The 18,546-nt window shown below is 70.1% G+C and carries 19 protein-coding genes, 5 tRNA genes and 1 pseudogene; 7 read left to right on the forward strand and 18 right to left on the reverse strand.

Features of this window, described 5'->3' with window-relative positions; all coding sequences use genetic code 11:
* Positions 1 to 12: 12 nt before the first annotated feature.
* The gene (locus EDD90_RS17335) at positions 13 to 768 is read right to left on the reverse strand and encodes an SDR family oxidoreductase (protein ID WP_123973887.1); all 756 of its coding nucleotides are present in this window, start codon (positions 766 to 768) and stop codon (positions 13 to 15) included.
* 589 nt (positions 769 to 1,357) lie between these two features.
* On the opposite strand from EDD90_RS17335, the pseudogene EDD90_RS17345 reads away from it, so the two are divergent.
* Positions 1,358 to 2,017: pseudogene (locus EDD90_RS17345) on the forward strand (FAD-dependent oxidoreductase); the annotation flags it as partial.
* Here EDD90_RS17345 and thiD read toward each other — a convergent pair.
* Together thiD and EDD90_RS17355 are read right to left on the reverse strand one after the other, a co-directional pair.
* Positions 1,992 to 2,807, reverse strand: a complete 816-nt coding sequence (thiD, locus tag EDD90_RS17350) for a bifunctional hydroxymethylpyrimidine kinase/phosphomethylpyrimidine kinase (protein WP_123973888.1) — start codon at positions 2,805 to 2,807, stop codon at positions 1,992 to 1,994. The pseudogene EDD90_RS17345 and the gene thiD overlap by 26 nt on opposite strands.
* A complete protein-coding gene (locus EDD90_RS17355) occupies positions 2,804 to 3,769 on the reverse strand; it encodes a thiamine-phosphate kinase (RefSeq protein ID WP_123973889.1) in 966 nt (321 codons plus the stop codon). The genes thiD and EDD90_RS17355 overlap by 4 nt, the downstream gene beginning before the upstream one ends.
* 206 nt (positions 3,770 to 3,975) lie before the next feature.
* Here EDD90_RS17355 and EDD90_RS17360 point away from each other — a divergent pair, with 206 nt between their 5' ends.
* Entirely contained in the window at positions 3,976 to 4,209 is a 234-nt protein-coding gene (locus EDD90_RS17360) for an Lrp/AsnC family transcriptional regulator (RefSeq protein ID WP_093498875.1), read from the forward strand.
* 20 nt (positions 4,210 to 4,229) lie between these two features.
* Complete coding sequence (locus EDD90_RS17365) at positions 4,230 to 4,718, forward strand: DUF3515 domain-containing protein (protein WP_123973890.1); 489 nt, start codon at positions 4,230 to 4,232, stop codon at positions 4,716 to 4,718.
* A gap of 110 nt (positions 4,719 to 4,828) precedes the next feature.
* Here EDD90_RS17365 and EDD90_RS17370 read toward each other — a convergent pair whose 3' ends face one another.
* Genes EDD90_RS17370 through EDD90_RS17380 form a run of 3 tightly spaced genes read right to left on the reverse strand, consistent with a single transcriptional unit; the run spans position 4,829 to position 7,841 of the window.
* Positions 4,829 to 5,986 carry a D-alanine--D-alanine ligase family protein gene (locus EDD90_RS17370; protein ID WP_123973891.1) on the reverse strand — a complete coding sequence of 386 codons (1,158 nt, stop codon included), beginning with the start codon at positions 5,984 to 5,986 and terminating at the stop codon, positions 4,829 to 4,831.
* 59 nt (positions 5,987 to 6,045) lie between these two features.
* Complete coding sequence (locus EDD90_RS17375; protein ID WP_123973892.1) at positions 6,046 to 7,056, reverse strand: NAD(P)H-dependent glycerol-3-phosphate dehydrogenase; 1,011 nt, start codon at positions 7,054 to 7,056, stop codon at positions 6,046 to 6,048.
* Entirely contained in the window at positions 7,053 to 7,841 is a 789-nt protein-coding gene (locus EDD90_RS17380; RefSeq protein WP_123973893.1) for a 1-acyl-sn-glycerol-3-phosphate acyltransferase, read from the reverse strand. Before EDD90_RS17380 ends, EDD90_RS17375 begins: the two co-directional genes overlap by 4 nt.
* A 177-nt stretch (positions 7,842 to 8,018) precedes the next feature.
* Between EDD90_RS17380 and cofC the strand changes: the two genes are divergently transcribed.
* Together cofC and EDD90_RS17390 are read left to right on the forward strand one after the other, a co-directional pair.
* Complete coding sequence (gene cofC / locus EDD90_RS17385) at positions 8,019 to 8,657, forward strand: 2-phospho-L-lactate guanylyltransferase (RefSeq protein ID WP_123973894.1); 639 nt, start codon at positions 8,019 to 8,021, stop codon at positions 8,655 to 8,657.
* A 9-nt stretch (positions 8,658 to 8,666) separates the two neighbouring features.
* Positions 8,667 to 8,870, forward strand: a complete 204-nt coding sequence (locus EDD90_RS17390; protein WP_123973895.1) for a hypothetical protein — start codon at positions 8,667 to 8,669, stop codon at positions 8,868 to 8,870.
* Between the two features lie 151 nt (positions 8,871 to 9,021).
* Here the strand turns inward: EDD90_RS17390 and EDD90_RS17395 are convergent, their stop codons facing one another.
* The 4 genes from EDD90_RS17395 to leuC all read right to left on the reverse strand — a co-directional run bounded on the left by EDD90_RS17395 (position 9,022) and on the right by leuC (position 12,326).
* A complete protein-coding gene (locus EDD90_RS17395) occupies positions 9,022 to 9,642 on the reverse strand; it encodes an HU family DNA-binding protein (protein ID WP_123973896.1) in 621 nt (206 codons plus the stop codon).
* Positions 9,643 to 9,782: 140 nt separating this feature from the next.
* On the reverse strand, positions 9,783 to 10,013 hold the full coding sequence (locus EDD90_RS17400) for a hypothetical protein (RefSeq protein WP_123973897.1): 231 nt from the start codon (positions 10,011 to 10,013) through the stop codon (positions 9,783 to 9,785).
* Between the two features lie 288 nt (positions 10,014 to 10,301).
* Positions 10,302 to 10,895, reverse strand: coding sequence for a 3-isopropylmalate dehydratase small subunit (gene leuD / locus EDD90_RS17405; protein WP_123973898.1), 594 nt, complete (start codon positions 10,893 to 10,895; stop codon positions 10,302 to 10,304).
* Positions 10,896 to 10,901: 6 nt separating this feature from the next.
* Complete coding sequence (gene leuC, locus EDD90_RS17410) at positions 10,902 to 12,326, reverse strand: 3-isopropylmalate dehydratase large subunit (protein ID WP_123973899.1); 1,425 nt, start codon at positions 12,324 to 12,326, stop codon at positions 10,902 to 10,904.
* A gap of 210 nt (positions 12,327 to 12,536) precedes the next feature.
* On the opposite strand from leuC, the gene ndgR reads away from it, so the two are divergent.
* Positions 12,537 to 13,253 (forward strand): IclR family transcriptional regulator NdgR, encoded by a 717-nt coding sequence (gene ndgR, locus EDD90_RS17415; protein ID WP_123973900.1) that lies wholly within the window; start codon positions 12,537 to 12,539, stop codon positions 13,251 to 13,253.
* A 288-nt stretch (positions 13,254 to 13,541) separates the two neighbouring features.
* Here ndgR and EDD90_RS17420 read toward each other — a convergent pair whose 3' ends face one another.
* Positions 13,542 to 14,039: a DUF4188 domain-containing protein gene (locus tag EDD90_RS17420; protein WP_123973901.1), complete on the reverse strand. Its 498-nt coding sequence runs from the start codon at positions 14,037 to 14,039 to the stop codon at positions 13,542 to 13,544.
* An 81-nt stretch (positions 14,040 to 14,120) separates the two neighbouring features.
* Between EDD90_RS17420 and EDD90_RS17425 the strand changes: the two genes are divergently transcribed.
* Entirely contained in the window at positions 14,121 to 14,765 is a 645-nt protein-coding gene (locus EDD90_RS17425) for a MerR family transcriptional regulator (protein ID WP_123973902.1), read from the forward strand.
* A 56-nt stretch (positions 14,766 to 14,821) separates the two neighbouring features.
* On the opposite strand, the gene EDD90_RS17430 is transcribed toward EDD90_RS17425, so the two are convergent.
* The 7 genes from EDD90_RS17430 to EDD90_RS17460 all read right to left on the reverse strand — a co-directional run bounded on the left by EDD90_RS17430 (position 14,822) and on the right by EDD90_RS17460 (position 18,405).
* Positions 14,822 to 14,894 (reverse strand) — tRNA-Glu (locus tag EDD90_RS17430).
* Positions 14,895 to 14,922: 28 nt separating this feature from the next.
* Positions 14,923 to 14,994, reverse strand: a tRNA-Gln gene (locus EDD90_RS17435).
* A 20-nt stretch (positions 14,995 to 15,014) separates the two neighbouring features.
* Positions 15,015 to 15,087 (reverse strand) — tRNA-Glu (locus tag EDD90_RS17440).
* 28 nt (positions 15,088 to 15,115) lie between these two features.
* Positions 15,116 to 15,188: transfer RNA gene (locus EDD90_RS17445), tRNA-Glu, on the reverse strand.
* A 39-nt stretch (positions 15,189 to 15,227) separates the two neighbouring features.
* A tRNA-Gln gene (locus EDD90_RS17450) sits at positions 15,228 to 15,299 on the reverse strand.
* Between the two features lie 91 nt (positions 15,300 to 15,390).
* Entirely contained in the window at positions 15,391 to 16,122 is a 732-nt protein-coding gene (locus EDD90_RS17455; RefSeq protein ID WP_123973903.1) for an HAD family hydrolase, read from the reverse strand.
* 27 nt (positions 16,123 to 16,149) lie between these two features.
* The gene (locus EDD90_RS17460) at positions 16,150 to 18,405 is read right to left on the reverse strand and encodes a hypothetical protein (protein ID WP_123973904.1); all 2,256 of its coding nucleotides are present in this window, start codon (positions 18,403 to 18,405) and stop codon (positions 16,150 to 16,152) included.
* Positions 18,406 to 18,546 lie beyond the last annotated feature (141 nt).

An 18,546-nucleotide genomic window follows, 5' to 3' on the forward strand; every position in this document is an offset into this window, starting at 1 on the left:
ACGTCCTCGCTGTCAGAGGACGGTCTGGCCGCCGTCCAGGATAAGGTCCTGGCCCACCGCGAAGGCGGAGGCGTCGGAGGCCAGGTACACGACGGCTTCCGCGACCTCCTCCGGCAGACCCATGCGGCCCAGCGGGATGCCGGCGCTGATCCCCTCCAGGACCGCCGCCTGGACCGCGGGGTCCTCGATCCCGAGCTTGGCGTAGAGCGGGGTGTCCACCGGGCCGGGGCTGACCGCGTTGAACCGGATGCCGTGCGATTTGAGCAGGTCCGCGTTCCACGACCGCATCAGGGAGCTGAGAGCCGCCTTCGTCGCGGCGTAGGCGTTCGCCTGCCCGTAGCCGCCGTGCACGCTGGCGGACGCGTTGAGGATGACCGAGGACGGGTTGGCCAGCACCGGCACCAGGGCCTGCGTCAGGAAGAAGACGCTCTTGACGTTGATGTCGAAGAGCCGGTCGTAGCTGTCCTCCGTGTGGTCCTCGAACGACCGCCAGTCCGAGACGCCGGCGTTCAGGAACGCCACGTCCAGCCCCCCGAAGTGCTCACCCACCTGCTTGGCCAGGCCGCGCTGCGCATCGAGATCGCAGGCGTCGGCCTGCACCACCGGCACCTTGTCCCCGAGGACCTGCCGCGCCCTGTCGATGCTGGCCGGGGTCACGCCCGTGACCAGCACGTCGGCCCCCTCCGCGAGGAACCGCTGCGCGGTCTCCAGACCGATCCCGCTCGTGCCGCCGGTGATGAGGGCGCGCTTGCCCGCAAGACGAGTCATGTTCATTGTTCCTTGCCGAGTCGAAGGTGAGTCGATTGACTTACCTTTTTGAAGGTAGCTCCCGCGCTACCTCTATGGCAAGTCGATCCACTTACCTTAAGGACCTGAAGCGGTCCGGCACTGCCGGAGAAGGTGGCCGGCACCGACTCAAGGACATGGCGCCGCCGTCTGCGACGAGCCAGCCGATGCTGGCTTTCCCAGCGCCGGGCGACCCCGCAAGGTGGTGGAGGTGAGGCGCCGCTGGGCGACCATGCGGGCACAGCAGTGGCGTCCACCGGCGAGGACCTGGCGCCGCGCGGTGTTCGCGTGAACACCGTCTCCCCGGGCGTCGTAGCCAGTCGGCTGTGGAGCGGACCCGGACGGTTTCGGCGGCAAGGTCGCCGCCACACTCGATGTCGGCCACGGCGACCAGCTCGCAGGCCTGCCCGGGCAGGCCTGCATCGCCTCGGGGCGCCTACGGCGCGCCCCTTACCTGATCGGGTGATAGCGCCACACCTGTTGCACGAGATAGCGTCCTTCGTACTGCTGCTGAGCTGCACTGATCCTCACCGGATCACGCTGCACGACGGTTGACCCCGCTAGAAGCTGCCACTACGTGGCCGGCTTCGACGTCCCCAACCACCTGGCCCTGGACCGCACCGGCCGCGTCTACAGCGAGCCCGGCCGCGCGGCCGTCGTCGGCAACTACGACGGCGACCCCGACCGGGCCGGCGCGCTGCTGGTCTTCCGGTCCGAGGAGCTGTCGTACGACCGCAGGGACGTCACGGCGGTCAAGCGGATCCTGGCCGAACGCTTCGCCGGGATGGGCTGGGAGCTCCCCGCCGTCCTCAAGGCGCTCGAAGAGGCCGACGACGTCTACTTCGACGCGATCGCCCAGATCCATGTCGACCGGCTGGTCAAGGGGCGGGTGGTCCTGCTCGGGGACGCCGGATACGGGGCGACCATGGGCGGGATGGGGACCGGGGTGGCGATCGTCGGGGCGTATGTCCTCGCCGGTGAACTCGCGCTCGCGGGCGGTGACTTCCGTGTCGCGTTCGCGGAGTACGAGTCCCGGATCCGGGACTTCGCCAAGGGCTGCCAGAAGATCTCGGGGAACGCGGGCCCGTTCTTCGCCCCGCCGACCGAGCGGCGCATCCGCAGCCGGGACCGGATGTACCGGCTGCTCGCCTCCCGCCCGCTGGCCCGCTTCTTCAAGCGGATGACCGAGAAGGCGGCGACCGACATCAAGCTGCGGGAGTATCCCTTCTGAGCCCCGTCCCTAGGGCCCAGCCGTGGTCCACGGGCCCGATCCCGGCGCCGAGCGCGAACCCGGCCGCGATCGCCCCGGTGACGTACTCCTTGGCCGCCGCCACCGCCTCCGGCACGGACCGCCCCTTCGCGAGCTGCGACGCGATCGCCGACGCGAGGGTGCAGCCCGTGCCGTGCGTGTGCCGGTTGTCGTGCCGGGGAGCGCGCAGCAGGTGCTCGTCGGTGCCGTCCGTGAGCAGGTCGACGGCTTCGCCGGGGAGATGACCGCCCTTGATCAGCACCCACTTCGGTCCGTACGACAGCACGGCCGCCGCGGCCCGTCGTAGATCCGCCTCGGACTCGACGTGTACGCCGGTGAGTTGGGCCACCTCGTCGAGGTTCGGGGTGGCGACGGTGGCAAGCGGGAGGAGCCTGGTGCGGACCGAGTCCAGGGCGGAGGCGGCGAGCAGCGGGTCGCCGTGCTTGGAGACCCCGACCGGGTCGACGACCACCGGCGCGTCGGTCCCGGCGATCAAGTCCGCGACCGTCTCGACCAGTTCGGCCGAGGCGAGCATCCCGGTCTTCACGGCGTCGACGCCGATGTCGTCGACGACACTGCGGTACTGGGCCCGGACGGCCTCGACCGGAAGCTCCCAAGCGCCCTGAACGCCCTGGGAGTTCTGCGCGGTGACCGCGGTGAGCACGCTCATGCCGTGCACACCGAGCGCGAGCATGGTCTTCAGATCGGCCTGGATCCCGGCCCCGCCGCCGGAGTCGGAACCCGCGACCGTCAGCACGCGCGGGACGCTCATGACTCGATGTCCCCGAAGTGGTCCCAGCCGCCCTTGCTGGTCCAGGGCGCGCCGTCGACGGTCACCTGGGGCAGCGCGGACGGGTTGAGGACCTCGCCGATGACCTTCCAGCGGGCGGGCAGCTTCACGTCCTGGGGGAAGGTCGCCACGATCGCGTGGTCCTCTCCCCCGGTCAGCACCCACTGGATGGGGTCGACGCCGACGGCCTGGCCGATGTCGTTCATCTGGGTCGGGATGTCGATCGCGCCGGAGCGGATGTCGATACGGACCTTGCTGGCCTCGGCGATGTGCCCGAGATCGGCGATCAGCCCGTCGCTCACATCGCACATCGCGGTCGCGCCGAGGGCGGCGGCGGCCGGGCCCGCGTGGTACGGCGGCTCGGGCCGGCGGTGGGCCTCCACGAAGGCGCGCGGCGAGCGGAAGCCCCGGGAGAGCACCGCGTAGCCGGCCGCGGACCAGCCCAGCCAGCCCGTGACGGCCACCAGGTCGCCGGGCTGGGCGCCGGCCCGGGTGACCGGCTCCTGGTTGCGCAGATCGCCGAGCGCGGTGATCGACACCATGATCGTGTCGCCGCGGACCACGTCGCCGCCGACCACCGAGGCGCCGGCCACCTGGCACTCGTCGCGGATGCCGTCCATCAGCTCGCTGGGCCAGGTCACGGGCAGTTCGGCGGGCACGACCAGGCCGAGCAGCAGGGCGGTCGGCACGGCGCCCATGGCGGCGATGTCGGCGAGGTTCTGTGCGGCGGCCTTGCGGCCCACGTCGTAGGCCGTGGACCAGTCACGGCGGAAGTGCCGGCCCTCCAGCAGGATGTCGGTGCTCGCCACGACCCGGCGGTCGGGCGCGGCGACCACCGCGGCGTCGTCGCCCGGGCCGACCCGGACCGCCGGAGTGGTGGTCAGACGGGAGGTGAGCTCCCTGATGAGCCCGAACTCACCTAGCTCACCAACAGTGCCCTTCATTGTGCTTGCGCCCCTTCTGTGCCTTGCCGTGCCCGCTCGCGCGTCATCGTCGTCCTGGATACGGTCGAGGTGACCGTCAACTTCTGTCCTGCCTGCACCCTGGCGCGCAAGCCCCTGTCCGCGCAGGTCTCCCCGCGGTGAGCGACGACGCGATACCGTGGCGTTCCTTTTCCCCACATGATCCTCGTGGCCGCCCTGGAGGTTCCGTGGTACAGGCGTACATCCTGATCCAGACGGAGGTCGGCAAAGCGTCGACCGTCGCCGAGATCATCAGCAAGATCCCTGGAGTGATCCAGGCCGAGGATGTGACAGGACCGTACGACGTCATCGTGCGCGCGCAAGCGGAGACCGTCGACGAACTCGGCCGGCTCGTGGTCGCGAGAGTCCAGCAAGTGGATGGCATCACGCGTACCCTGACCTGCCCGGTCGTCCATCTGTAGCCCCCGTCTACGCTTGGCCGGTGAACTTCTTCCGTCACCGGCCATTCGGTCTGCCCGCGCTCGCCCTGCTGACGATCGCGGCGGCGGGCTGCTCATCAGCAGACGACGGCCCGTCGGCGACGGTTCCCCACCCGGGGGCGGCGGTTACGAAGCTGTGCCGGCACCTCGACGAGGTGCTGCCGACGAAGGTCGACAAGCTGAGCCGACGTGATCCGGAACCGGCCTCTCCGCTGACCGCCGGCTGGGGTGGCGACCCGGCGATCATACTGCGGTGTGGTGTGGATCGGCCTGCGAAGATGTCCGACCCCGAAGCCGACGGGGTCGAGGTGAACGGGGTCGGGTGGCTGCTGGAACAGCGGTCGGACAAATCATTCCGGTTCACCACGACGTTGCGGAAGGCGTATGTCGAGGTGACGATTCCGGCGGGGCGGACCGTGGATGGCATGGCGCCGTTGGTGAGTCTGGCGCCCGCCGTCAAGAAGGCGATTCCGGAGGGGATCGCCGACTAGGCGCCGTGGGCGGACCGGTCGACTGTCGGCCCACGGTGCGTTGTGGCCGGTCGCGCCCACGCGGCGGTAGCCGCATATTCAATACGGCCCCGCGCCCCTTTCGGGGCGCTCTAGCGCAGCCCGGTCGAGCGGCTCAGCGCTGCCTGCACCAAGCGGTCGATCAGGTCCGGGTAGCTGATACCCGACGCCTGCCACATCTGCGGGTACATCGAGATCGGTGTGAAGCCCGGCATCGTGTTGATCTCGTTGATCACGAAGTCGCCGTCCTCCGTGAGGAAGAAGTCCGCGCGGACCAGGCCCTCGCAGGACGCGGCCTCGAAGGCGTCCACCGCGAGCTTCTGGACCTCGGCGGTCTCCTCCGGGGTGAGGGGGGCCGGGACGATGCCGGGGGTGGAGTCGATGTACTTGGCCTCGAAGTCGTAGTACGCGTGCTCGGAGGGCGGCGGGATCTCGGCGGGGACCGAGGAGCGCGGGCCGTCCTCGAACTCCAGGACGCCGACCTCGATCTCGCGGCCGCGGACGGCCGCTTCGACCAGGATCTTCGGGTCGTGGGACTGGGCCTCGGCGATCGCCTCGTCCAGGCCGGACAGGTCGTCGACCTTGGTGATGCCGATCGACGAACCCGCACGCGCGGGCTTCACGAACAGCGGCCAGCCGTACTCGCCGGCGAAGTCGACGATCCTCTTGCGGGCCGCGGACTCGTCCTGCCGCCACTCACGGGGGCGGATCACCAGGTAGGGGCCGACCTTGAGCCCGAACGAGGTGAACACCCGCTTCATGTACTCCTTGTCCTGGCCGACGGCCGAGGCGAGCACGCCCGCGCCGACGTAGGGGACGCCGGAGAGCTCCAGGAGGCCCTGCAGGGTGCCGTCCTCGCCGTACGGGCCGTGCAGCACGGGGAAGACCACGTCGACCTCGCCGAGCGCCTTGGGCACCGAGCCGGGCTCGCTGTAGACGACCTCGCGGTTGGCCGGGTCGACGGGGAGGACCACGCCGCCCTCGGTGGACTCGGCGAGGTCACCGACCTCGGGCGTCCGGCGCTCGGTGATGGCCATGCGCTCGGGTTCGTCGGCCGTGAGCACCCAGCGGCCTTCCCGGGTGATGCCGATCGGCAGGACGTCGTACTTCGTCCGGTCGATGGCGTTCAGGACGGCTCCGGCGGTGACCGTGGAGATCCCGTGCTCGGAGCTGCGACCGCCGAACACGACGGCCACGCGCGGCTTGCGAGCGGGCTGCTCAGGGCTCTGGGGGAGGTTCTCGGTGCTCATATCGGGTTGAGAGTACCCGGTGGTAGGGCCCCGAGACAGCGTCCGTCGCGTGCCGTGGCTCAGCGTCGCTCGGGCTTCGCGCTGCGCGACATCAGCTCCTTGAGGGCGACCACCGGCGGCTTGCCCTCGTGCACGATGTCCACGACCGTCTCGGTGATCGGCATCTCCACACCGTGCCTGCGGGCCAGATCGGCCACGGACTCGCAGGACTTGACGCCCTCGGCGGTCTGCTTGGTGACCGCGATGGTCTCCTCCAGGGTCATGCCCTTGCCGAGGTTGGTGCCGAAGGTGTGGTTGCGGGACAGCGGCGAGGAGCAGGTGGCCACCAGGTCGCCGAGACCGGCGAGTCCGGAGAAGGTCAGCGGGTCGGCGCCGAGCGCCATGCCCAGGCGGGTGGTCTCGGCGAGACCACGGGTGATGAGGGAGCCCTTGGCGTTGTCGCCGAGGCCCATGCCGTCGGCGATGCCGACCGCGAGCCCGATGACGTTCTTGACCGCGCCGCCGAGTTCGCAGCCGATGACGTCGGTGTTGGTGTACGGCCGGAAGTACGGCGTGTGGCAGGCGGTCTGGAGGCGCTGGGCGACCGTCTCGTCGATGCAGGCGACCACCGCGGCGGCCGGCATCCGGGCGGCGACCTCACGGGCGAGGTTGGGGCCGGTGACGACGGCGATGCGGTTCGGGTCGATCTTGGCGACGTCCGCGATGACCTGGCTCATCCGCATGGTGGTGCCGAGTTCGATGCCCTTCATGAGGGACACCAGGATCGTGCGGGGCGCCAGCAGCGGCGCCCAGTCGGCCAGGTTGGCCCGCATGGTCTGGGAGGGCACCGTCAGGACCGTGAAGTCGGCGCCGGCCGCGGCCTCGGCGGGGTCGGTCGTGGCCCGCAGGTTCTCGGGGAGTTCCACTCCGGGCAGGTAGTCGGGGTTGGTACGGCCGGAGTTGATGGCCTCCACCACCTCCGCGCGCCGCCCCCACAGGGTGACGTCGCACCCGGCGTCGGCCAGCACCATCCCGAATGCCGTACCCCACGAACCCGCGCTGAAGACCGCCGCCTTGGCAGGCTTGCTCACTTGCCGCTCTCCTCTTCCACACCGCTCTGCGACTTTTCCAGACCGCTCTGCGACGCACGCGTCCGGCGCCGCTGCTCGATCCGCACCTGGCGTGGATCGTAGGGGGTTGCGGGGGCCTTCTCGCCGCGGATCTCCTCCAGCTGGCGGGTGATGGCGGCCATGATGACCTCGGTCGCCTCCTTGAGGACGTCCTGGGTCATCTCCTTGTCGTAGAAGCGCGAGAGGTCGACCGGCGGGCCCGCGAGGACGTGGTGGGTCTTGCGGGGCAGCACGTTGAGCTTCTTCGCGTACGGCGGGAGAAGTTCGTTGGCGCCCCACTGGGCGACCGGGATCACCGGGCACTTGGTCTGCAGGGCGACGCGGGCGGCACCGGTCTTGCCGGTCATGGGCCACTGGTCCGGGTCGCGGGTGATCGTTCCCTCGGGGTAGAAGGCGACGCACTCGCCGCGTTCCACGGCGTCGATCGCGGCCCGGAAGGCGCTGAGCGCGTCGGTGGACTCGCGGTAGACGGGGATCTGCCCGGTGCCCCGCATGGCGGCGCCGACGAATCCCTTCTTGAAAAGCCCGCTCTTCGCCAGGAAACGCGGAACGCGGCCGGTGTTGTACTGATAGTGGGCGTAGGCGAAGGGGTCGACATGTGAATTGTGGTTCACCGCGGTGATAAATCCACCCTCGGCCGGAATGTTCTCCATTCCGCGCCAGTCCCGCTTGATCAGAACCACCAGCGGAGGTTTGCAGAGCACCGCAGCGAAGCGGTACCAGAAGCCGATTCTCCGGCGGGGCACGCGGACACCTTCCTCTAGGACTTCTTCCCGGTCTCCGGGACTTCCTCTCCCGGACCGGGGGCTGGGAGAAGTGTGGCCCCGGTCCGCCGGTCTGTCGAGGAACACCGTACGCCTCGCTGCCGCTCCTGCCTCGGGGCCCGGGTGACAATGAGGCAACAAGGGAGGGACGGTACGTCGGTGCAGTGGACCTTGGTCATACCCCTCAAGCCCTTGGCTCGCGCCAAGAGCAGGCTCGCGGACACCGCGGCGGGCAGTTTGCGTCCGGGACTGGCCCTGGCCTTCGCCCAGGACACGGTGACCGCGGCCCTGGCCTGCCAGGCCGTGAAAGATGTGGCAGTCGTCACGGACGACACGCTGGCCGGACGCGAGCTGTCGGCGCTGGGTGCGCGCATCGTGCCGGACACGCCGGGAAGCGGCCTGAACGCCGCGCTGCGGCACGGAACGGCGGCCGTACGCGCATCGCGACCGGAAAGCCCCGTGGCGGCCCTGAACGCCGATCTGCCGGCGTTGCGCCCGCTGGAATTGTCCCGGGTGCTGGACGCGGCCGCGGAATTCCCGCGCGCTTTTGTCCCGGACGCCGCGGCAATCGGCACCACCCTGCTGGCGGCGACCCCCGGCAATGAATTGGCGCCCGCATTCGGTCCCAATTCCCGCGCCCGCCATGCCGCCTCGGGCGCCGAGGAACTGCGGCTGATCGGCGTGGACTCGGTACGCCAGGACGTGGACACCGGCGCGGACCTGCGCACGGCCCTGGCCCTGGGCGTGGGCCCGCGCACCGCGGCAGTGGCGGCCCGCCTGCTGATCCCGGACCAGTAGGCTGCGCTCATGCAGGCGACCGCATACACGTACGACCCGGAAACCCACGCCGGCCAGGTGCTCCTGGACGACGGAACTCCGGTCCCCTTCGACGGCAAGGCCTTCGAGGCGGGCGGACTGCGGCTGCTCCGACCGGGTCAGAGGGTACGGATCGAGACGGAGGGGTCCGGCGAGAATCTTCGCGTCACCCTGGTGACCTTGCAAACGTTCTGAGGCGGAAGCGCCCCTTCGGGGGCGCGGGGAACTGCGCGACCAGCCCCCACCCGAAACACAACGCACCCAGAACACACCGCGGGCCGGACTCCCCAAGGGAGTCCGGCCCGTCGCGTGAGTGTCCCAACCCCGCCGTGCAGCGGGCCTCGCCCTAGCGCGCCGTCGCCGTCTTCTTGGCGGTGGCCTTCCGCGCCGTCGACTTCTTGGCCGGCGCCTTCTTCGCGGTGACCTTCTTGGCCGGCGCCTTCTTCGCGGCCGTCTTCTTCGCCGTCGCCGTGGTCTTCTTGGCGGTCGCCTTCTTCGCCGTGGTCTTCGCGGCGGCGGCCGTGGTCTTCTTGGCCGGCGCCTTCTTCGCGGTGACCTTCTTGGCCGCGGCGGTCGCCTTCTTGGCGGTCGTCTTCTTCGCCGCCGCCTTCTTGACCGTCGCCGAAGCGCCGCCGGTCAGGCTGCCCTTGGGCGCCTTCTTGACCGCGACCTCACCGCCGCGCGGGAGCTTCTTCGTTCCGCTGACCAGGTCCTTGAAGCCCTGGCCGGCGCGGAAGCGCGGCACAGAGGTCTTCTTGACCCGAACCCGCTCGCCCGTCTGAGGGTTGCGGGCGTAACGGGCCGGACGGTCCACCTTCTCGAAGGACCCGAAGCCCGTGACCGAGACCCGGTCACCCGCGACGGTCGCACGGACGATGGCGTCCAGGACCGCGTCGACCGCGTCGGCGGCCTGCTGGCGGCCGCCCACCTTGTCGGCAATCGCTTCTACGAGCTGCGCCTTGTTCACGTCTTCCCCTTCGGAGACATCGCCAGAACGAATGTGTTCAAGCTTTTTCGCACGTTAGGCAGATATATACCGCAAATCAAACACGAAACGGGCTTATCACCCTTGTGCCGCAACGGATTCGGTCGTCACGGGCGGTCCAGTCAGCGTTCCTCTTCAGGGATTCGACCCTCGTCGAGGTCCGCGTTGAACCGCTCGAGCCGCCTTGCCGCGTCGGCGAGGTCGTGCTTGGCCGCGGCCGTAATGACCAGCAGCTTCCGGGTCAGCGCCATCCGTACGCCCTCCGGGACTTGCAGTGCGCGCACTTTTGTGTGCGCTTCCTTGAGTTGGCCCGCGACCGCCGCATAGAGCTGGAGTTGGCCGTCGTGTTCCATGCACAGATTGTGCCATCTGGGGCGAGTTGTCGCCTGCGCAGGGGGCAACTGCCGCCTCAAATGGCCTTCCGGGCACTTGCGGAAGCCACGGACACAGCACTCACGTACCCCCACAACATCCGCCCTAACGTGGGAAGTTGGCAAGACCTGCGACAACGCGAGCGCCCGTTCGGGTGCAGACATGGCTGTACCCCCAATCGTGGCGATCGGGGGTACAGGCGGGATGTTGCGGTGGCTGAAACCAGCCGTATTCAGATGTGGTGGATCACGCCCTGACCGGGCTCCGGATCAGACCTGGAGCGTCCGCGGCTTGTACGACGGCCGCTTGGCCTCGTACGCGGCGATGTCGGCCTCGTTCTGGAGGGTGATGGAGATGTCGTCCAGCCCGTTCAGCAGCCGCCAGCGGGAGTTCTCGTCCAGCTCGAAGGAGGCGGTGACGCCCTCGGCGCGCACCTCACGAGCCTGGAGGTCGACCGTGATCTCGGCCTGCGGGTCCTTCTCCGTGAGCTCCTGCAGCGCCTCCACGACCTTCTGGTCCAGGACCACCGTGAGCAGGCCGTTCTTCAGCGAGTTGCCCCGGAAGATGTCGGCGAAGCGGGAGGAGATCACGGTCTTGAAGCCGTAGTTCTGCAGCGCCCAGACGGCGTGCTCACGGGAGGAGCCGGTGCCGAAGTCGGGACCGGCGACCAGGACGGTCGCACCCTGCCGCTCGGGGCGGTTGAGGATGAAGTTCTCGTCCTTGCGCCAGGCCTCGAACAGACCGTCCTCGAAACCGTCCCGGGTCACCTTCTTGAGCCAGTGAGCAGGGATGATCTGGTCGGTGTCGACGTTGGAGCGGCGCAGCGGGACGGCCCGGCCGGTGTGCGTGGTGAATGCTTCCATGGCTGATCAGACTCCAGCGGGCGTACGAGCGTCGGACAGGTCGGCCGGGGAGGCCAGGTGGCCCAGGACGGCCGTGGCGGCCGCGACCTGCGGGGACACCAGGTGGGTACGGCCGCCCTTGCCCTGCCGGCCCTCGAAGTTGCGGTTCGAGGTGGACGCGGAGCGCTCGCCCGGGGCCAGCTGGTCGGGGTTCATGCCGAGGCACATCGAGCAGCCCGCGTGCCGCCATTCGGCGCCGGCGTCCTTGAAGACGACGTCCAGGCCCTCGGAGACGGCCTGCAGACCGACCCGCGCGGAGCCGGGGACAACCAGCATCCGTACGCCGTCGGCGACTTTGCGGTCCTTGAGGATCTCGGCGGCGGCGCGCAGGTCCTCGATACGGCCGTTGGTGCAGGAGCCTACGAAGACGGTGTCCACGTTGATGGAGCGCAGCGGCTGGCCGGCCGCCAACCCCATGTACTCCAGGGCCTTTTCTGCGGCGAGGCGCTCCGAAGCGTCTTCGTAAGAAGCCGGGTCGGGGACGTCGGCCGAAAGCGGCGCGCCCTGGCCGGGGTTGGTACCCCAGGTGACGAACGGCGAGAGGGCGGCGGCGTCGATGTGGACCTCGGCGTCGAAGACCGCGTCCTCGTCCGTCTTCAGGGTCTTCCAGTACGCGACGGCGGCGTCCCAGTCCTCGCCCTCGGGGGCGTGGGCGCGGCCCTTGATGTACGCGAAGGTGGTCTCGTCGGGGGCGATCATGCCCGCGCGGGCGCCGGCCTCGATCGACATGTTGCAGATGGTCATGCGGGCCTCCATCGAGAGCTTCTCGATGGCGGAGCCGCGGTACTCCAGGATGTAGCCCTGGCCGCCGCCGGTACCGATCTTGGCGATGATCGCCAGGATCAGGTCCTTGGCTGTGACGCCGTCGGGCAGCTCGCCGTCGACCGTGATGGCCATGGTCTTCGGGCGGGCCAGCGGCAGCGTCTGGGTGGCCAGCACATGCTCCACCTGGGAGGTGCCGATGCCGAACGCGAGGGCGCCGAAGGCACCGTGCGTGGAGGTGTGGGAGTCACCGCAGACGACGGTCGTACCGGGCTGCGTCAGACCCAGCTGGGGGCCGACGACGTGCACGACACCCTGCTCGACGTCGCCCAGCGGGTGCAGCCGGACGCCGAACTCGGCGCAGTTCTTGCGCAGCGTCTCCAGCTGAGCCCGGGAGACCGGGTCCGCGATGGGCTTGTCGATGTCGAGGGTGGGGGTGTTGTGGTCCTCGGTCGCGATGGTGAGGTCGAGGCGCCGCACCGGGCGGCCGTTCTGCCGCAGACCGTCGAACGCCTGCGGGCTGGTCACCTCGTGCAGCAGGTGCAGATCGATGAAGAGGAGGTCGGGCTCGCCCTCGGCGCGCCGGACGACGTGGTCGTCCCAGACCTTCTCCGCGAGTGTCCTACCCATCGCTTTCCCTCCGGCCGGCAAACGTCCACCGGCCCAACTAGAGATCTTGAGGAAGCGGCGGCTGCCCTTCAACCAAGGGCCCCTGAAGTCGTGATTCCGGGCGTCCGCCGCCGGGCCCGTTGGTCCGCGGGCCACTGTGTCTCTCCAGGGTGGCGCGTTCCACGGAAAATTGAACTTGCGTTTCACAGAGTGAGACGTGAGTATCGTTGCATGGACAACAGTAGCGGCGTCGGCGTTCTGGACAAGGCGGCCCTTGTCCTCAGCGCTCTGGAGTCCGGTCCGGCCACCCTCGCGGGTCTGGTCGGGGCCACCGGACTGGCACGACCCACGGCCCATCGGCTGGCCGTGGCTCTGGAACACCACCGCATGGTGGCACGCGACATGCAGGGCCGTTTCATTCTCGGCCCGCGACTCGCGGAACTGGCCGCGGCGGCCGGCGAGGACCGCCTGCTCGCGACGGCGGGCCCGGTGCTCACGCATCTCCGTGACATCACCGGTGAGAGCGCGCAGCTCTATCGCCGTCAGGGCGACATGCGTATCTGCGTCGCCGCCGCGGAACGCCTGTCCGGCCTTCGGGACACGGTCCCGGTCGGCTCGACGCTCACGATGAAGGCCGGGTCCTCGGCGCAGATCCTGATGGCCTGGGAGGAGCCGGAGCGGCTGCACCGCGGCCTCCAGGGCGCCCGCTTCACGGCGACGGCCCTGTCGGGCGTCCGCCGCCGCGGCTGGGCCCAGTCCATCGGAGAGCGGGAGCCGGGCGTGGCGTCGGTGTCGGCGCCGGTGCGCGGGCCTTCCAACCGGGTGGTGGCGGCCGTCTCCGTCTCCGGCCCGATCGAGCGCCTCACGCGCCACCCCGGCCGTATGCACGCACAGGCCGTGATCGACGCGGCGGCCCGCCTGTCCGAGGCACTGCGCCGCTCGGGCTGAGGCCCCAGGGATGTTCTTGCCGGAAAGGGCCGGCCTCAACGCCGCGGCAGGCCCTTTCCGAGGAGAGCTGAACCTTTTGGGCACGGGAACCGGTCCCGCCCAGGGGCGCTGGGGGTGCCCCCGGCCGAAGGCCGGGGGAGGAACTGCGCGACCAGCCCGATGCGGCCCGCACCCGCCCAGTGGCCGAAGCCCCCACGGCGCCACGTCTGCCCCCACCCGCCGTCGTCCGGCCGCCGCGCCGTCGTGGCTTGTCGCGCAGTTCCCCGCGCCCCTGACGGGGCGCTCCACTCACGCGGATCGATAAGCGAACCGGTCCTTCCCGTACCGCCCCCGCTGTTCCACCGGCACCACCCCGTTCGCCGCGCCCAGGCCGAACTCCGGCATGTCGAAGTAGATCGACTCGTACGAGCCCTCGGGTGCGACATACGTCTCGTGCCACAGGCCCACGTGCCGGCGCAGCTTGCCCGCCCGCTCCTTGCGGTTCAGGACGGCCCACATCCCGTGGTGGAGCATGTCCGGCGAACTCGCGTACTTGTACAGCTTCTCCTTCGATTCCCAGTACTGGACGACGTAGTACGTACGCGGCGAGGCCGTCAGCAAGACGTGCCCCCGCAGCCCCCGCTCAGGGGCCCGTCCAAGCTCCCGCAGCATGCGGATCATCGACCACATGACCGGGAACCACTGGTGCGCCGCCCAGAAGTGGTTGATCCGCATGCCGATGAGCAGCACGACCACATCTCCCTCGGCAGCCGCGGTCGTACGGCCCGGCACCGGTTTCGCGAACATGACGGTCCCCCTCGTCGGATAGCGTCACTATCCTTCCGGCAATGCTTGGATAGTGGCACTTACCAAGGAAGGGCGCAAGAGATGCGGCTTGCCCAGTTGAGCGCGCGCAGCGGGGTGTCCGCCGCGACGATCAAGTACTACCTGCGCGAAGGGCTGTTGCCGCCGGGCCGCCAGGTGAATGCCACGACGGCCGAGTACGACGAGGAGCATCTGCGCCGGCTGCGGCTGGTGCGGGCGATGATCCAGGTCGGCCGGGTGCCGGTGGCGAAGGTGCGCGAGGTGCTCGGGCACGTGGACGACGACTCCCTGGGCCGCACGATCCGCCTGGGCGCGGCGCTGTGGGCGCTGCCGCAGGTGCCGGAGCCGGACGAGGACGACGAGTACGTCCGGGCCGCGCACGACGAGGTCGGCACGCTCCTCGACCGGCTCGGCTGGGAGAACGCCAAGCAGCTCACGACCATCTCCCCCGCGTACCGCTCGCTGGTGGTGGCGGTGGCCGCGTTCCGCCGGCTCGGCTACGACTGGGGCGCCGAAGTGCTCGCGCCGTACGCCGAGTTGATGCACCGGACGGCCGTCCTCGACCTGGACCTCCTGGAGACGCAGCCGTCGGAGCCGGAGCGGATCGAGTTCGCGCTCCTGGGGGCGATCCTCAACGAGCCGGTGCTGCAGGCGCTGCACCGGCTGGCCCAGGAGGAGGAGTCGTCGCGGCGCTACGGCTTCGAGTAGCCGGCGCCGCCGGGTACGACGAAGGCCCTCCGCCGAAGCGAAGGGCCTTCTTCCTGTACCCCCGACCGGATTCGAACCGGCGCTACCGCCTTGAGAGGGCGGCGTGCTAGGCCGCTACACAACGGGGGCGTGGATCTTACGTTTCCGCAGATCCGAGCTGGTCTACCTGGACTCGAACCAAGACTAACTGAACCAGAATCAGTCGTGCTGCCAATTACACCATAGACCAATGTGGTTTAGACCAGTTCGTACCCCCGACCGGATTCGAACCGGCGCTACCGCCTTGAGAGGGCGGCGTGCTAGGCCGCTACACAACGGGGGCCCTAGCGATCATCCACAGATGATTACCGTACCCCCGACCGGATTCGAACCGGCGCTACTGCCTTGAGAGGGCAGCGTGCTAGGCCGCTACACAACGGGGGCTTGCGGATGTGATCCGCGCGTGCAGATGAGCTCTGCGAGCTGGCCTACCTGGACTCGAACCAAGACTAACTGAACCAGAATCAGTCGTGCTGCCAATTACACCATAGGCCACTGGAACGCAAGCCCCTGAGGGGTTCTTGTTCTAGTTGTGCTCCTCCGGTTCCGGCCTTTCGGCCCGCTCCCCGGCGGCGCAGGAAGAACATTACCTGAAGGTGGACGGGGCTCCAAAACGGGTATCGGCGCGGAGGATCGCGGGCAGTTCGGCGAGGGACGTGATCCGGTGGGGCCCGACGGGTGCGTCGGCCCCGGTGGACGGCCCGCGACGGTCGATCCACACCGACAGCAGCCCGGCGTCGGCGGCTCCGCGCCCGTCGATCTCCGGGTGGTCGCCGACGTACGCGACCTCGTGCGGGGCGAGTTCCAGCGCCTCGCAGGCCGCCAGGAAGGCACCGGCCGCGGGCTTGGAGACGCCCAGTTCGGCGGCGCACAGGATGGCCTCGAAGCGGTCGTGCACACCGAGCGTGCGCAGCTTGTGGTCCTGGACGTGGAGGCTGGAGTTGGACAGCACGGCATGCCGGTGGCTGGCCGCGAGCGCGTCCAGGGCCGGCAGGACGTCCGGGAAGAGGGCCCAGGCGTCCTCGTAGTGGGCCCGGTAGCGGCGGAACCAGTCGTCGGCCTCGGCGTCGCTCAGTGTCACGCCCAGGAACACCCGCACCCGGTCCCGCCGCTGCCCCTCGAAGCTCACCTCGCCCGCCGAGAACCGCGCCCACTGCTGATCGGTGATCTCCCGCCACCGCACCAGGGCGGCCTCCGCGCTCTCCCATCCCGCGAGCAGCTCCTCCGCCGCCAGATACGCCCGCATGCCCTCGCGGTCGGCACTCGTGTAGTCGAAGAGAGTGTCGTCCACGTCCCAGACCACGGCCCTGATCGTCATGACACCGACCGTACTCTCCGCGCGCCGTCAGCCCAGGGTGATCGTGCCGGTCAGGGTCAGGTTCCGGCCCTGGCCGTCGCGGGGGCGCGCCGTGAGCTTCCAGGTGTACCTGCCGGTCGCGGCGGCGGCGCCGCTGTCGGTCCTGCCGTCCCAGGCCGGGCGTACGGCCGCGCCCGTGGAGGTGCCGGTCAGGGTGCGCCGGACCGTGCCGGAGGGGGTGGCGAGCGTCAGGGTCCAGGAGGACGGCTTGCTGAGCTGCCACACCGGTGACCACGGGGCCGACCTGGTGATGACGGACGGCGAGTAGACCTGCGCCTCCAGCTGGGCCAGCGGCGAGGTGGGGACTCGGCTGGGGACGATCCACACCTTTCCGCCGTACCCGAGGTAGGCGATCGGGCCGCCGAACCGGTCCACGGCCCAACGGCCGTTGCTGCCGCCGGTGTTCTGGTCGGTCGTGGGCAGCACGGCCAGGACGCCGGTCTTCGCGGTACCGGTGTGGACGTCGGTGAGCAGCAGTTCGTGCGTGGTCCGGTTCTCACGTACCAGGAAGCCGTCGCCGAGGCGGGCCGGAGCGGAACCGGCGGGTACGGGGACGTTCCGCCTGGCCGTCCGGTCGTAGACGCCGGCCGGGCCGGAGGCACCGCAGCTCCAGTAGAGACGGCTGCCGACGGCCTGGATGTCGGTGGGCGTGCACCGGGCACCGGTGACGACGGTGGCCGTGGTCCTGCCGGTCTTCAGATCGCGGCCGGTGATCGATCCCTTGGTGCTGCCGGGCGTCCACAGGACCTGGCCCCACAGGGCGGCGGCGGTGCGGTTGCGGCTGAGCGGGATCCTGCCGGTCGTGGCGCCGCGCGGGAAGTCGACGATCTTCTGCACGCCCGGCGTACCGCCGTTGTAGAGCACGTAGCGGCCCGTGCCACCGGCGATGCGGCCGCGGGAGTCGCCGATCGGCACACTCTGCAGGGAGGCGGTGTCGAGGCCGAGGCCGGTCCGGACCACGTACTCCCGGCCGGAGGAGTCGGTGAAGAGGAGGGCGACGTGTCCGTCACCGAGGGCCTCCAGCTGAGGGCAGGCGGTGTCGCCGGGGAGGCAGGTGGCGTCCGCCAGGATGGGGCTGCGCCCGGTCTGGGGTCCGAGCGGTGCGCCGACGGCGTTGAGCGCGAAGCCGGAGATCCGGTGGCCGTTGCCCTGCCTGCCGTCCAGGAACAGCTCGCCCCCGGCCATCGCCAGCCCCTCGACCGGTATCCGGTCGGCGGGGACCCGGGCCACCTTCGTGGTGGCGGTGCCGCCGTCCGCGGTGGGGGTGATGCGGTGGACGTTCCAGTCGAAGCTGGAGGGCCCGGCGGTGGCGAGCGCGCCGCCGTCCGGGGTCGGGACCATCCCTCCGTAGGAGTTCGCAAGGACGATGCCGGTTTCGCCGGTGGTGAGCGAAAGGGCGGTCAGCGCGGGCTTGGTGCCGGGCAGGACGAAGGCCGGGTTGCCGATGAGGAGCTGGTCACCGACGACGGCCACCGGCTCGGCGGGCGAGCGGGGAAGCCGGCCGGGCTCGGTGCCGGGGGCGGCGTCGACGCGGATGTGTCTCCAGTCGACGACCAGCCAGCGGTCGTTGAAGCGGACCTGCGGGGCGGCGGCCACTCCCGTGACGTAGCTGCGGAAGGTGCCGTCCCGCAGGTCCACGAGACCCACGGAGGTCGTGCCGTCCAGGGTGTAGACGATCGCGGCGCGGCGGACCGAGCCCCCCGGAACGTAGCCGGTGGGCCGGGCACCCGCGGGGAGCCCGGTCACCGGGAGATCGGTGGTGGAGCCGTCGGCCGCGGCGCGCAGGACGTGCGGGGTGCCGGAGTCGTCCTGGGTGAGCACGCTCCAGCCGGACGTGGTCTCGTAGGTCTGGCCCGCCGGGACGGTCACGGTGGCGGTCACGCCGGTGGAGTGGTGCTGCTGGGTGACCTCGGCACCGTCCCAGGTGCTGACCACGTCGGTGCCGGTGGCCAGGTCGTCCGGGCCGGCGTGCACCGGCGGGACGAAGCCCGGGTAGCCGACCCAGGTGCCGGAGCCGACGGCGTTCCAGGGTTCCCACTGGAACCCGGACGCCCCCGCCCACATGTAGTTCACGACGGTCGGCCGCTCCGACCCGAGCGTCACGAAGCCGACCGGCGACGGCAGGGCCACAGGCCCGGCCTGCGCGGGCGAGGCCGCCGCTACGCAGCTCAGAGCCACTGCTCCGGCGGCGACGGCCGTGGCCAGTCTTCGCGAACGGATCGCCTTGTTCCGTGAACGGGTCACGCCCCCACCCCCTGTACCGGCCGCGCATGCACATCATGCGCACAGGGAACATCCAACGTCCGCACAGGAAGCCGGACTCGGCCGTAGGGGTTAACTCTCGGAGACGGATCGGGAACGCGCGAAGGGCGGCCCCCGGTGATC

The sequence above is a fragment of the Streptomyces sp. Ag109_O5-1 genome, from assembly GCF_003814875.1.
GTDB classification, from domain to species: domain Bacteria; phylum Actinomycetota; class Actinomycetes; order Streptomycetales; family Streptomycetaceae; genus Streptomyces; species Streptomyces sasae.

Bases quoted from the DNA above. Each gene is read 5' to 3' on its own strand.
- EDD90_RS17335 (WP_123973887.1), bottom strand. From the start codon at position 768: ATGACTCGTCTTGCGGGCAAGCGCGCCCTCATCACCGGCGGCACGAGC.
- thiD (WP_123973888.1), bottom strand. From the start codon at position 2,807: ATGAGCGTCCCGCGCGTGCTGACGGTCGCGGGTTCCGACTCCGGCGGC.
- EDD90_RS17355 (WP_123973889.1), bottom strand. From the start codon at position 3,769: ATGAAGGGCACTGTTGGTGAGCTAGGTGAGTTCGGGCTCATCAGGGAG.
- EDD90_RS17370 (WP_123973891.1), bottom strand. From the start codon at position 5,986: ATGAGCACCGAGAACCTCCCCCAGAGCCCTGAGCAGCCCGCTCGCAAG.
- EDD90_RS17390 (WP_123973895.1), top strand. From the start codon at position 8,667: ATGCAGGCGACCGCATACACGTACGACCCGGAAACCCACGCCGGCCAG.
- EDD90_RS17400 (WP_123973897.1), bottom strand. From the start codon at position 10,013: ATGGAACACGACGGCCAACTCCAGCTCTATGCGGCGGTCGCGGGCCAA.
- leuD (WP_123973898.1), bottom strand. From the start codon at position 10,895: ATGGAAGCATTCACCACGCACACCGGCCGGGCCGTCCCGCTGCGCCGC.
- leuC (WP_123973899.1), bottom strand. From the start codon at position 12,326: ATGGGTAGGACACTCGCGGAGAAGGTCTGGGACGACCACGTCGTCCGG.
- ndgR (WP_123973900.1), top strand. From the start codon at position 12,537: ATGGACAACAGTAGCGGCGTCGGCGTTCTGGACAAGGCGGCCCTTGTC.
- EDD90_RS17420 (WP_123973901.1), bottom strand. From the start codon at position 14,039: ATGTTCGCGAAACCGGTGCCGGGCCGTACGACCGCGGCTGCCGAGGGA.
- EDD90_RS17425 (WP_123973902.1), top strand. From the start codon at position 14,121: ATGCGGCTTGCCCAGTTGAGCGCGCGCAGCGGGGTGTCCGCCGCGACG.
- EDD90_RS17455 (WP_123973903.1), bottom strand. From the start codon at position 16,122: ATGACGATCAGGGCCGTGGTCTGGGACGTGGACGACACTCTCTTCGAC.